This window comes from Kineosporia rhizophila, from assembly GCF_021277265.1.
Taxonomy (GTDB): Bacteria; Actinomycetota; Actinomycetes; order Actinomycetales; family Kineosporiaceae; genus Kineosporia; species Kineosporia rhizophila.
The window spans coordinates 36,330-49,429 of record NZ_JAJSOH010000010.1; the positions used below are offsets into that span (position 1 = coordinate 36,330).

10 protein-coding genes are annotated in these 13,100 nt (G+C 69.5%); 4 read left to right on the forward strand and 6 right to left on the reverse strand.

The window, feature by feature from the left end:
- Positions 1–18: 18 nt before the first annotated feature.
- The gene (locus LWF15_RS16320) at positions 19–474 is read right to left on the reverse strand and encodes a T3SS (YopN, CesT) and YbjN peptide-binding chaperone 1 (protein WP_232811679.1); all 456 of its coding nucleotides are present in this window, start codon (positions 472–474) and stop codon (positions 19–21) included.
- A 120-nt stretch (positions 475–594) separates the two neighbouring features.
- Here LWF15_RS16320 and glgX point away from each other — a divergent pair, with 120 nt between their 5' ends.
- Entirely contained in the window at positions 595–2,739 is a 2,145-nt protein-coding gene (gene glgX / locus LWF15_RS16325; protein ID WP_332879911.1) for a glycogen debranching protein GlgX, read from the forward strand.
- A 69-nt stretch (positions 2,740–2,808) separates the two neighbouring features.
- On the opposite strand, the gene LWF15_RS16330 is transcribed toward glgX, so the two are convergent.
- Positions 2,809–3,549 (reverse strand): GNAT family N-acetyltransferase, encoded by a 741-nt coding sequence (locus LWF15_RS16330; protein ID WP_232811681.1) that lies wholly within the window; start codon positions 3,547–3,549, stop codon positions 2,809–2,811.
- Between the two features lie 332 nt (positions 3,550–3,881).
- Here LWF15_RS16330 and LWF15_RS16335 point away from each other — a divergent pair, with 332 nt between their 5' ends.
- From LWF15_RS16335 to LWF15_RS16345, 3 genes are read left to right on the forward strand one after another with little or no spacing between them, the layout of a single operon-like run.
- Entirely contained in the window at positions 3,882–4,823 is a 942-nt protein-coding gene (locus LWF15_RS16335) for an amino acid ABC transporter permease (RefSeq protein WP_408623428.1), read from the forward strand.
- A complete protein-coding gene (locus LWF15_RS16340; RefSeq protein ID WP_332879912.1) occupies positions 4,820–5,578 on the forward strand; it encodes an amino acid ABC transporter ATP-binding protein in 759 nt (252 codons plus the stop codon). Before LWF15_RS16335 ends, LWF15_RS16340 begins: the two co-directional genes overlap by 4 nt.
- A 34-nt stretch (positions 5,579–5,612) precedes the next feature.
- Entirely contained in the window at positions 5,613–6,608 is a 996-nt protein-coding gene (locus LWF15_RS16345) for a transporter substrate-binding domain-containing protein (protein ID WP_232811683.1), read from the forward strand.
- A 60-nt stretch (positions 6,609–6,668) separates the two neighbouring features.
- Here the strand turns inward: LWF15_RS16345 and LWF15_RS16350 are convergent, their stop codons facing one another.
- The 4 genes from LWF15_RS16350 to LWF15_RS16365 all read right to left on the reverse strand — a co-directional run bounded on the left by LWF15_RS16350 (position 6,669) and on the right by LWF15_RS16365 (position 12,615).
- Positions 6,669–7,019 (reverse strand): hypothetical protein, encoded by a 351-nt coding sequence (locus tag LWF15_RS16350; protein WP_232811684.1) that lies wholly within the window; start codon positions 7,017–7,019, stop codon positions 6,669–6,671.
- 169 nt (positions 7,020–7,188) lie between these two features.
- On the reverse strand, positions 7,189–8,721 hold the full coding sequence (locus tag LWF15_RS16355) for a maltokinase N-terminal cap-like domain-containing protein (protein ID WP_232811685.1): 1,533 nt from the start codon (positions 8,719–8,721) through the stop codon (positions 7,189–7,191).
- Positions 8,718–10,490 (reverse strand): maltose alpha-D-glucosyltransferase, encoded by a 1,773-nt coding sequence (gene treS / locus LWF15_RS16360; protein WP_232811686.1) that lies wholly within the window; start codon positions 10,488–10,490, stop codon positions 8,718–8,720. The genes LWF15_RS16355 and treS overlap by 4 nt, the downstream gene beginning before the upstream one ends.
- 1 nt (position 10,491) lies before the next feature.
- Positions 10,492–12,615, reverse strand: a complete 2,124-nt coding sequence (locus LWF15_RS16365) for an alpha-1,4-glucan--maltose-1-phosphate maltosyltransferase (RefSeq protein ID WP_232811687.1) — start codon at positions 12,613–12,615, stop codon at positions 10,492–10,494.
- Between the last annotated feature and the right edge of the window lie 485 nt (positions 12,616–13,100).

Below are 13,100 nucleotides of genomic sequence, written 5' to 3' on the forward strand. Positions count from 1 at the left end.
GATCGAAAGGCGCTGGTCTCAGGCGCCGTCGCCGGGCTCGAGGAGCTGCTGGACGGTCTGGTGCCAGGTGCGCACCGAGCCCAGCACCGCCTCGAGCGTGGCGGTGAGCAGCGGGCCCAGGTCCATCCCGTCGGCCACGATCAGGTCGACCGCGACCGCCAGCCGGTCGGCGTTCACCGTGACCTTGACCAGGTTCAGCGCACTGGTGACGGCGTTCGCCGCGCGCAGCCGGGTGATCTCGTCACCGGCCAGGGAGTCGTCCAGCAGCCACTGGCCGAACACCCGCATCATCGGCGGCTGGGTGTCCAGGCAGCGCACGAACAGCATCTGCTCCTGGATCGAGACGGCGACGTCACCGTCCTCGTCGATCCGGGGCTGGTGCCCCTCGTCGATCATGGCGTCCAGCACCTTGCCACGCAGCGGGTGCTCGTCCGGCGGGGGCGGGAAGGAGGGCAGCGACGTGGGATCGGTCATGTCCCAGACCCTAGTCCTTTCACCCGTACGTGCGACGGCGACACCGCTCGACGGCGCTGCTGAGCAGACCGGCGGGCGCCGTAGCCGTGCGCTCACACGCCGTTCCGGCAGACTGGTCCGGTGGCTTCCGGCAGGTCTCTTCCCTATCCCCTCGGTGTGCATCCGCGCGAGGGCGGCATCGACGTGGCCGTGATGGCCTCGCACGCCGATCGCGTGCAGTTGTGCCTGCTGGATCCGGACGTCAACACCGAGGGCCGCTGGAGCGAACGGCGGATCGATCTGCCGAACTGCACCTACGGCATCTGGCACGGCTTCGTCCCGGACGTGCCCACCGGGCAGCGCTACGGCTTCCGGGTGCACGGCGAGTGGGATCCGCGGCGCGGGCACCGGCACAACCCCGCCAAGCTGCTGCTCGATCCGTACGCACGGGCGATCGTGCCCCCGAAGCGCCTGCGTCCAGAGCTTTTCGGGCACCACGTCAACGCCGACCTGACCGGCAGCCATCGCAACCCCGACCATCGCGACTCCGCCCCCTTCGCGGCGCACGGCCTCGTCACCGCCGCACCCACGCAGCTCACGTCGACCAAACCGCGCATCCCCTGGGGGCGCACGGTGATCTACGAGGCGCACGTGCGGGGCCTCACGAAAAACCTGCCAGGGGTGCCCGAGGCCCTGCGCGGCACCTACGCCGGGCTCGCCCACCCCGCCACGATCGACTACCTGCACAAGCTCGGCATCACCGCCCTCGAACTCCTGCCGGTGCACGCCAGCCAGTCCGAGGCCCACCTGGAAGCCCGCGGCCTGGTCAACTACTGGGGCTACAACACCCTGGGCTTCTTCGCCCCGAACCCGCTGTACGCCGCCACCGACGACCCGGCCCTGGTGGTCGCCGAGTTCCGGCAGATGGTGCAGGACCTGCACCAGGCCGGGCTCGAGGTGCTGCTCGACGTCGTCTACAACCACACCTGCGAGGCCGGCGTCACCGGCCCCACGCTGTCCTGGCGCGGGCTGGACGCGGCCACCTACTACCGGCTCGACGGTGACGGCCGCGACGTCGACTTCACCGGCTGTGGCAACTCGCTCGACGCCACCCAGACCCGGGTGGTGCAGCTGGTGCTTGACTCACTGCGCTACTGGGTGCAGGAGATGGACGTGGACGGCTTCCGTTTCGACCTGGCCCCCACCCTCGCCCGGGGCCGCAACGAGTTCCACGCCGACCACCCGATGCTGGTGGCCATGCGGGTCGACCCGGTGCTGGCCGGGGCCAAGCTGATCGCCGAGCCGTGGGACGTGGGTCCCGACGGCTGGCGCACCGGCCAGTTCCCACCCCCGTTCGCCGAGTGGAACGACCGCTACCGCGACGACGTGCGCGACTTCTGGCTGACCTCGGGCGCCCGGGTGGCCAAGGGCGAGATGCCCGGCGGATTGCGTGATCTCGGCACCCGCATCGCCGGCTCGGCCGACACCTTCGCGGCCGCCCGCGGCCCGCTGGCCTCGGTCAACTTCGTCACCGCGCACGACGGTCTGACCCTGGCCGACCTGACCGCCTACAACGTCAAGCACAACCACGACAACGGCGAGGACAACCGCGACGGCACCGACAACAACCGCAGCTGGAACCACGGCGTCGAGGGCCCGACCGACGACCCGGTGATCCTGGCCGCCCGGCGCCGCAACATCCGCAACATCCTGGGCACCCTGCTGTTCTCGGCCGGCGTGCCGATGCTGGTGGCGGGCGACGAGTTCGGCCGTACCCAGAACGGCAACAACAACCCCTACTCCCAGGACGGCCCGGTCTCCTGGCTGGACTGGGAGCTGGAGAACTGGCAGGAGGACCTGCTCGCCACCACTCGTCACCTGATCTCGCTGCGGCAGCGCTTCGGCGCCGTGCATCCCTCCCGCTTCTTCACCGGCGAGCACGGCCCGAGCGGTCTGCGCGACGTGGCCTGGTTCGCCGAGGACGGCACCGAGATGACGATGGCGCACTGGGGCGACGGGCAGCGCCGGATGCTGCAGGTGCTGTTCGCCGAACCCCCGGCACCGATCAGCCCCGCAGAGACCACGGGCTCGCTGCTGATGGTGATCGCGGGGGCAGTGCAACCGCCCACCGTGATCCTGCCGGACGTACCCCCGCTCAGTTCGTACCAACTGCTCTGGGACAGCGCCGAGCCGCGCCCGCCCGCGCCCGGCAGTGCCCCCGTCCTGCCCCCCGCGACCGAGATCACTCCCTCTCCCGACTCCGTGCGACTGTACGTGGCTCGCTGAGCCGCCGCGCCAATCGTCCTCAAACAACCCACAAGCTAAAGACGTTTGTGGGCCTCGGAGCGGGAACCCTCACTCGGGTGCCGGGCCGGGAACCCGAAGAGCGGCGAACTCCGTACGCCGCCGCAGTTCGAAACCCATTGCCTGGTAGAGCCGGATCGCCCCGACGTTGCCGGCCGCCGCGTGCAGCAGCGGGGTTTCGCCACGTTCCCGGATACCGTGCGCGACCGCACTCACCAATCGCCCGGCCAGCCCCTGCCGGCGGAACGCTGGATCGGTGCACACCGCGCTGATCTCGGTCCAGCCCGGCGGGTGCAGTCGCTCGCCGGCCATCGCCACCAGCGCACCCCCGCGACGGATTCCGAGGTAGGTACCGAGCAGGTAGGTGCCCGGCAGGAAGGGACCGGGCTGGGTACGCGCGACGAGGTCGAGCATCTCCGGCACGTCAGCCTCTCCTAGTCGCACCGCCTCCGAGTCGGGCGCCGTCTGCAGAGCCGGGGTAGCAACCAGTTGCACCCCCTCTCCGCGCATCTCGAACTCCCAGTCGGCCGGCACCGAGGCGAACAGGTCGGCATCCCCTGAGAGGGCGACCGTGGCGCCGGGCCCGGCCAGCTCGGCCAGGTCACGCCAGGCCTGTGGCCCCGGCGAGGGCTCGACCGCCACGAACGGAGAGACGTCGGGCGGGTAGCGCAGCGCGTGCTGCGTGCCCTCGGCCAGATAGGCGTGGGCCCCGGTGAGCGAGGCCCACGGGGCGTGATCGAGCGGATGCCCCAGCTGGCCGGCGGGGTCGAACGGGCGCTCAACGGTGGTCATCGAACCTCCTGGATCGTCCGGCGCCAGGGGAACCCGGGCCGGTCGGACACCGGTAATCATGACCAATTTGGTTGACAAAAGAAAATGGGCGATTTAGCTTGCTTGTCAACGCCATTCACGGCGAGCGGAATCGTCATCCTGAGGAGGGACGAGCGATGCTTCCTGCTGCCCGCGTCCCCCTGTGCAGGCGCCTGCACGTCGACCTGGTCCTGGTCGGCAGCGCACTCTGTCGAATCTGACCAGGCACGCCTCTTCTCACTGACCCTGCCCACCCGGGCAGGGCTGTCGGTCCTGCCCTCTAGGAGACGTTCTGCGTGAGCGCCGATTCCTCCGTGGCCCAGCCCGTCGTGGCTCCGCCCGAACCTGACCCGCTCGTCACCCAGCCGGTGGTCCAGCTGCGCCACCCCTGGCGCTGGGTCGCCACCGTGGTGGTCGCGGTACTGACCGCCCAGGTCGTGAACGGCCTGGTCACCAACCCGTTCTTCCAGTGGGACCGGTTCGCCCACTGGTTCGCCCAGGCCTCCATCCTCGACGGCCTGCTGCTGACTCTGCAGGTCACGGCCTACAGCGCGGTGCTCGGGCTGGCCGGCGGCATCGTCCTGGCCCTGATGCGCCTGTCGCCCAACCCGCTGCTGCAGGCGGTCAGCTGGACCTACATCTGGCTGTTCCGGTCGATCCCCCTGATCGTGCTGCTGATCTTCCTGTTCAACTTCTCCGCGCTCTACCCCGAGCTCGGCCTGGGCATCCCGTTCGGCCCGGTGTTCACCTCGTTCGCCACCACCGACCTGCTCGGCTACACGGTGATCGCGGTGATCGGGCTGAGCCTGAACGAGGCGGCGTACGCGGCCGAGGTGGTGCGGGCCGGGATCGCCTCGGTCGACCAGGGCCAGCACGAGGCGGCCACCGCGCTGGGGCTGAGCCGCACCCGGCAGTTCCGCCGGATCGTCCTGCCGCAGGCGTTGCGCACCATCGTGCCGGCCTACGTGAACCAGCTGATCGGCCTGATCAAGGCCAGTTCCCTGGTGTTCTACGTGTCGCTGCTCGACCTGTTCGGCGTGGTGCAGAGCATGAGCTCCACCTTCCCCGGGGACATCGTGCCGCTGCTGCTCGTGGCCACCGTCTGGTACGTGATCCTGACCAGCATCCTCTCGGTGGTCCAGTACTACGTCGAGCGCTACTACGCCCCCGGCGCCCTGCGCACCGTTCCCCCCACCCCCTGGCAGAAACTGCGCCGGGGCGTGACGAATCTGGTCGTCAACCGGAGGTTCTCGTGACCGCAGTGGAGATCCGTGAGGCCACCAAGTCGTTCGGCACCCACAAGGTGCTCGACGGGATCGGCCTGAGCATCCCGGCCGGGCAGGTGGCGGCGCTCATCGGCCCGTCCGGCGCCGGCAAGTCCACCCTGCTGCGCACGATCAACCACCTCGACCGGCTCGACCTGGGCTACGTGAAGCTGTTCGGCGAACTGGTCGGTGTGCGCGAACACCGCGGCCGGCTGCACGAACTGAGCGACCGGGCGATCCGGGCCCAGCGCTCCCGGATCGGTTTCGTGTTCCAGAACTTCAACCTGTTCCCGCACCTGACCATCCTCGAGAACGTGATCGAGGCGCCGCTGGCGCACCGCCGCCACCCACCGGCCGAGATCCGGCAGAAGGGGCTGGCCCTGCTGGAGCGGGTCGGGATCGCCGAGAAGGCGCACGCCTACCCGCGTCAGCTCTCCGGCGGGCAGCAGCAGCGCGCGGCCATCGCCCGGGCCCTGGCCCTCGAGCCGGAGCTGATCCTGTTCGACGAGCCGACCTCGGCGCTCGACCCGGAACTGGTCGGCGAGGTGCTCACGGTGATCCGCGACCTGGCCGGCACCGGCACCACCCTGATCATCGTCACGCACGAGATCGCCTTCGCCCGTGAGGTCGCCGACCTGGTCTTCTTCCTCGACGAGGGCCGGCTGGTCGAGCACGGCCCGGCCCGTCAGGTGATCGACCGGCCCGAGCACCCCCGCACCCGCGAGTTCCTCGCCAAGGTCCTGTAACCACCTCCCCCGCAGCACGTTCCCAAGGAGAACCATGTCCAGATCCACCATCGCCCTGGCCACCGTCCTGCTCGTCACCCTGGCGGCCTGCGGTGGCGAGGCCGACGCGACCTCCGCGCCGGCCGGCACGACCGGCAGCAACCAGGTGAAGATCGCGGTGGCCACCGGCGACCCGTACACCGAGACCACGATCGACATCGACGTGCAGGAGGACCTGCGGGCCAAGCTGCCGGCCGAGATCCGGGACAGCGGCAAGCTGGTGATCGGGGTCGGCGCCCTGCCCGCCGGTTTCCCGCCGCTGGCGTTCGTCGGTACCGACCAGAAGACGGTCACCGGGGCCGAGCCCGACCTGGGCCGGCTGGTCGCCGCCACCCTCGGGCTGGAGGCCGAGGTGTCGAACGTGACCTGGGAGAACCTGTTCGTCGGGATCGACAGCGGCCGCAACGACGTCGGTTTCTCCAACATCACCGACACCGAGGAACGCAAGCAGAAGTACGACTTCGCCGCGTACCGCAAGGATGACCTGGCCTTCCAGGTGAAGAAGGAGAGCACCTGGAACTTCGACGGCGACTACCGCAACCTCGAAGGGCTGGTGGTCAGCGTCGGCCGGGGCACCAACCAGGAGAAGATCCTGCTGGAGTGGCAGAAGAAGCTGCAGGGCGAGGGCAAGGACTTCGAGGTCAAGTACTTCCCCGACAACAACAGCATCAAGCTGGCCCTGACCTCGGGCAAGATCGACGCCTACTTCGGCCCCAACCCGGGGATCCAGTACGAGGTCGCCCGGGGCGCCTCGGGCAGCTCGCCGACCCGCGGCGCGGGTCAGTGGTCGGGCGCCGGTGACACGCTGCAGGGTCTGATCGCGGCCACCACGAAGAAGGACAACGGGCTGGTCGAACCGCTGGCCGGGGCGATCGACTACCTGATCGAGAACGGCCAGTACGAGGCCTGGCTCAAGGCCTACCAGCTGGAGAACGAGGCAGTCGAGAAGGCGGAGATCAACCCGCCGGGGCTCCCGCTCGACAACTCCTGAGACCACGAACTGAGGACGTGTGTGCGCTCGGTGCGCACACACGTCCTCGGTTTGCCCGGGTCAGCGACCGCTGTTGGGCCATTCGGGGTTGACGAAGTTGGTCAGCATCTCGAGAAGCCGGTCCTGCTTCGCATGCAGCCCCTTCATCTCGGCCCGCATGTCGTTGAGCACAGCCGTGTGCATGTTCAAGGTATTGCTGTGCGCCTCTTGCACCTGGGCCTGCCGCTTCTGCTCCTGCCACAACTGGTTCAGCATCACGCTGTGCTGAGCCTGGTTCATTTTCAGGTAGTCCAGCGACCGCGTGTGCGACCGCACCACGGCCCCGAGATGCCCCTCAGGACCGACTTTTCCGTCTTCCATACCCAGCACCCGCTCCATCGCCGAGACCCGGTCTTCCAGACTCGCCATCATGCTGCCTCGTCCTCCCAGAGCACTTCGGCCGCAGCCCCCGCGACTGCGCCATTTGGAATAGTGCCACAAGGTTCGGGGCTTTCCCAATTTGCGCCACCCACCCCAACCACAACAAACAAGGGACGTGTGTGCGCACCGAGCGCACACACGTCCCCAGTTCTGTTCGGAGTTACCGGACGGAAGACCTGGCCAGCAGCCGCCCCACCGCGCGCAGCGGCACCTCGACCCAGCCGGGCCGGTGCCGCGTCTCGTAAACCACCTCGTAGAGCGCCTTGTCGAGCTCCAGCGCGCGCAACAGCTCGGCATCCTGACGCGGGTCGCGACCGGCCTCGGCCGCGTAGCCGTTGAGGTAGGCCTCCCGGCACTCACTGGCCCAGGTGGAGGCGGCCAGGGAACGCGGGTCGTCGTCGGCCAGCCCGAGAACCGAGTGCCGGGCGGCGTAGTCGAACGAGCGCAGCATGCCCGCCACGTCGCGCAACGCCAGGTCGGGGTCGCCGCGCTCGGCCAGCGGCCGCAACGGCTCCCCCTCGAAGTCGAGCAGCACCCAGCCCCGGGCGTCCGAGTGCAGGGCCTGGCCCAGGTGCAGGTCGCCGTGCACGATCTGCAGGTCGGGCGCCTCGTCGAGGTGCCGCACCTTCTCGACCACCTCACCCGCGGCCGCGGCGTACTCGGCCAGTGCCGGCGCCGCCTCCAGCGCCCAGTTCAGCCGCTGCTTCAGGTGATCGGCCAGCGCCGCGAGCGTGGCCTTGGTGCTGGGACGGGTGGGCAGGGCCGCCGCGAGCGCTGCGTGCACCGCCGCCGTGGCCCCACCCAGCTGGGCCGACAGCCCGGCGAAGGTCTCGCCGTCGGTGACCGCGCCGGTGGCGATGCGCCAGCCGTCGGAGCTGCCGGCGACGAACTCGGCCGCGGCCGAGAGGTGCCCCCAGGCGGGCTGACCGCCCGGCTGCACCCACTCGCCCTCGACCCAGCCGACCAGCCGCGGCACCCGCTCGTTGCCGGCCCGGGCGAGCGCCCCGGGCACCACCACGTCGGGATTGCGGCCGGGCTGGAGCACCCGGAAGAGCTTGATCATCACCGGGTCGGCGCCGTCCGGGCCGACGATGATCGAGGTGTTCGACTGCTCGCCGGAGAGCACCTTGGCGCTGCGGTGCGGGTCGGGCGGGTTCTCCCCGGCCCGGCGCACCCCCCGCACCCGGCTGCGCGGGGTGCCGGCCTCGGACATCGCCTCCGCCGAGGCGGCGATCAGCTCGGTCCAGGCCGACACGAAGTCCGGGTCGTGCGGGGCGTCGTAGACGTACCGCACGCCGTCCGGGGTGCGCAGCTCGCCGAGCAGCGCGTGGGCCAGGTCGGGCACCGGCTCGGCCCGGTAGGTCAGCGGCACCTGGTAGGTGGCCGAACCCGCGTCGGAGGGCGACTGCCCGGCCGGCAGCGCACTGATCAGGTGCACCACGATCCCGACCGGACGCTCGATCGCCGCCTCCGGCGCCAGCACCGGCTGCCCCTCGGGGGGCAGCGCGATCTCACCCGTGGCCGGTTCGACCACCGACGGGGCCGGCACCGGCGGGACCAGCATGATCTGGCCCGCCGGAGCCAGGGTGACCCCGCCGTGGCCGGCCGAGAACCAGCGCTGCCGGGGCAGCCAGCTGGCCAGCAGCCCGGCCACGTCGACGGCACCGGTGGACGGCTTGCCCGGTTCGCTCATCGGGCGGCCCCGGCGTTCGCGCTGGCGGCGATCGAGGTGCCGATGTTGCGCGCGGTCGGGTCGATCGGGGGTGTGATCGAGAGCCAGTAGAAGTCCCGCGAGCCCATGGTCAGGGTCAGCTCACCGGTCTGCGGCACCGGCTTGAACCCGGTCCCGCCGAAGATGTCGCTGATCTCGTGGTCGGCGGTCCAGTGCGGCAGGTTCAGCGTGGTCGCCTGGGCGGTGCGGCTGAGGTTGTTGACGCACAGCAGGATCTCCGGGGCGGTGCCGGTCTCCGGGTCGCCCTGGTAGACCCGCAGGAAGGCGAGCACGGCCGGGTTGTCGGCCTCGACCGCCTGGTAGGTGCCCATCCCGAAGGCCGGGTGCTCGCGCCGGATCTGCAGCATCGAGCGCACCCAGTTCAGCAGCGAGCTCGAGGTGGCCAGCTGCGCCTCCACGTTCACCGCCGCGTAGTGGTACTGCAGCGACTGCACGGCGGGCAGGTAGAGCTTGCCCGGATCGGCAGTGGAGAAGCCGGCGTTGCGGTCCGGCGTCCACTGCATCGGGGTGCGCACCGCGTCGCGGTCGGGCAGCCAGATGTTGTCGCCCATCCCGATCTCGTCGCCGTAGTACAGCGTCGGGCTGCCGGGCATCGACAGGACCAGCGCGTGCGCCAGCTCGATCTCCGCGCGGGAACCGTCGAGCAGGGTCGCGAGTCTGCGCCGGATGCCGATGTTGGCCCGCATCCGCGGGTCCGGGGCGTACCAGCCGTACATCGCGGCGCGCTCTTCGGTGGTGACCATCTCGAGGGTGAGCTCGTCGTGGTTACGCAGGAAGGTGCCCCACTGGCCGTGCGCCGGGATGTCCGGGGTCTCGGCCAGGATGTCGACGATCGGCTTGGCCTTCTCGTCGCGCAGGGCGTAGTAGATCCGCGGCATCACCGGGAAGTGGAAGCACATGTGGCACTCCGGCTCGTCCTCGGTGCCGAAGTACTCCACCACGTCCTTGGGCCACTGGTTGGCCTCGGCCAGCAGGATCCGGCCCGGGTACTCCTCGTCGATCGTGGTGCGCAGCTTGCGCAGGAAGGAGTGGGTCTGCGGAAGGTTCTCGCAGTTGGTCCCGTCCTCCTCGAACAGGTAGGGCACGGCGTCCAGGCGGAAGCCGTCGATGCCCATGTCCATCCAGAACCGGACCACGTCGAGGATCGCCTCGCCGACCGCCGGGTTCTCGAAGTTCAGGTCCGGCTGGTGGCTGAAGAAGCGGTGCCAGAAGTACTGCCGGCGCACCGGGTCGAACGTCCAGTTGCTGGACTCGGTGTCGACGAAGATGATTCGGGCGTCCTGGTACAGCTCGTCGGTGTCGCTCCAGACGTAGAAGTCGCCGTACGGCCCCTCCGGGTCGTTGCGGCTGGACTGGAACCAGGGGTGCGCGTCCGAGGTGTGGTTGATCACCAGGTCGGTGATCACCCGCAGGCCCCGGGCGTGCGCCTGGGCGACGAACTCCTGGAAGTCCGGCATGGTGCCGAACTCCGGCAGCACGGCGCAGTAGTCGGCGATGTCGTACCCGCCGTCGCGCAGCGGCGAGGCGTAGAACGGCGGCAGCCAGAGGCAGTCCACGCCGAGCGACTGGATGTAGTCCAGTTTGCCGATCAGCCCGGTGAAGTCACCCGAGCCCGACCCGTTGGAGTCGGCGAAGGCCCGGACCAGGACCTCGTAGAAGACGGCCTTGCGGTACCAGTTGGGGTCGTTGTCGAGCCCCGGGTGGATTCCCGCACCGATGTTCCTGGGCAACCTAGACCCTCCTGACGTGGAGGACGTGGGCGGGCTGGAAGTAGGGGTCGAGACGCACGAAGTTGTGCTCCTGCCACGGGTACGTGGTGCCCGTGATCAGGTCCTCGACGACGAAGCCGTCGAACCAGTCCAGGCCCAGGGCGGGCATGTCCAGGTGCACAGTGGTCTCTCGGGTGGTGTGCGGATCGAGGTTGACGACGACGATGAGCACGTCCTCGGGGCCACCGCCCGTCTCGCTCGACTCCAGCCGGCGCGAGTAGCAGATGACCTGCTCGTCGTCGACGGCGTGGAACACGGTGTTGCGCAGGCGCTGCAGAGCCTTGTGGTTGCGCCTGATGTCGTTCAGCCGGGTGATGTACGGCGCGATGGATCGGCCGTGGTTCGACCCGCCCGGTTCGTAGCTGCTCCAGTCCCGTGGGCGGTACTGGAACTTCTCGCTGTCCAGATACTCCTCGCGACCCGGCAGCGGCGCACCCTCGCAGAGTTCGTAGCCGGAGTACATGCCCCAGCTCGGGGTGAGGGTGGCCGCGAGCACCGCACGCAGCTTGAAGGCCGACGGCCCCGCGTTCTGGAGGAAGTCGTGGAGGATGTCCGGGGTGTTAGGCCAGAAGTTCGGCCGCATGTAGTCGGCACTTGAGCCCGAGAGCTCGGTGACGTACTCGGTGATCTCCTGCTTGGTGTTGCGCCAGGTGAAGTAGGTGTACGACTGGTGGAAGCCGACCTTGCCCAGGGTGTGCATCATCGCCGGGCGGGTGAAGGCCTCGGCCAGGAAGATCACCTCGGGATGGGTCTCGTTCACCGTGCGGATCAGCCACTCCCAGAACGAGACCGGCTTGGTGTGCGGGTTGTCCACCCGGAACACCTTGATGCCGTGGTCGATCCAGTGGTTGACCACGCGCAGGATCTCGTTGGCCAGGCCGGCCGGGTCGTTGTCGAAGTTCAGGGGGTAGATGTCCTGGTACTTCTTCGGCGGGTTCTCGGCGTACGCGATGGTGCCGTCGGCCCGGGTGGTGAACCACTCGGGGTTCGACTTGGCCCAGGGGTGGTCCGGAGCGCACTGCAGGGCCAGGTCGAGCGCGATCTCCAGGCCCAGCTCGTGGGCCCTGGCCACGAAGTGGTCGAAGTCCTCGATCGTGCCCAGGTCCGGGTGGATCGCGTCGTGACCGCCCTCGTCCGAGCCGATCGCCCAGGTCGAGCCCGGGTCGGTCTCGCCGGGGGTGAGGGTGTTGTTCGGGCCCTTGCGGTTCACCCGGCCGATCGGGTGGATCGGCGGCAGGTAGACGATGTCGAAACCCATCGCCGCGGCGGCCTCGAGCCGGGGCTCGGCCTGGCGGAAGGTGCCGGAGATCCAGCGCCCGTTCTCGTCCAGCCGGGCGCCCTCGGAGCGCGGGAAGAACTCGTACCAGGACGAGAACAGCGCGCGCTCGCGCTGCACCTCGAGCCTGAGCACCGGTGAGGGCGAGACCAGGTCGCGCAGCGGGCTCTCGTTCAGAGCGCCCTTGACCTGCAGCGACAGCCCGGCGGCGAGCCGCTCGGAGACCGAGCGGTTGCTGTTGCGCATCACCGCCGCGGCCTCGGTCAGGTTGAGCATCGGCTTACGGCGCTGGCGGGTCTCCTTGACCGCCCGCTCCATCAGCCGGGCGCCCTCCTCGAGCATCAGCTCGACGTCGACCCCGGAGCCGATCTTGATGACGGCGTCGTGCTCCCAGGTGCCGTACGGGTCGCTCCAGCCCTCGACCACGAACGACCACATGCCGATCCGGTCGGGCGTGAAACTGGCGTGGTACCGGTCGGTCCCGGGCGCGCCCGGGGTCATCCGGACCTCGGAGTGGCGGTTGCCCTCCGGGTCGATCAGGACGGCGGTGGCGGCCACCGCGTCGTGCCCCTCCCGGAACACGACGGCGCTCACCTCCACGGTCTCCCCGACGACGGCCTTGGCCGGCCAGCGCCCGCCGTCGACGTTCGGGGTCACCCCGGTGACCGGGATGCGGCCGATGCCGGGACGTCCGTAGACGACCGACGCGCTCTCGCCCTTCCCCTGGGCGAGATAGGGGGCGGGGACGGGCGCGGAGAGCGCGGCGTCCCTGCCGTTGTACTCAGGGGTCGAGCTGGTCTGTGTCTCCATGCGTTTACCCGTTCCCGCGACGCCTGAGATGCGGTCGATCTGATCAAAGCCACTGTGCAGGCTCATGGACGCTTCCGACGACCTTCCCGGCAGGGCCCCGACTCGGCCCCCGCCAATTCCGAACAACACCAACTGCCCAACATCCAGGTACCAGGGTCGGTCATGCCGGGGGGTCCCCGCATTTCCACCGCACCGTCACCGCCGAGCCACCATCAGGACGCCATCCGAACGCCCTCGGGCGGTACCCCACCGTTCACCTGGCCCGCGTCACCGACACACCAGGCACCTGGAACGAATCCGCGAAGCGGGCCGCCCGCCGACCACCACGAATCATGGTCGCGCCAACGGCACCCCAGGCCCAGATCCAACCAGACAGTAGTTTCGTGGCGATCACTGCGGTGCTTCAAAACCTATCGGCAGCCTCCGGGTGAAACTTCTTGCGAGTTCCGCAAGAGGTTCACCGACTCGCCGAGAGAGATCCGCCG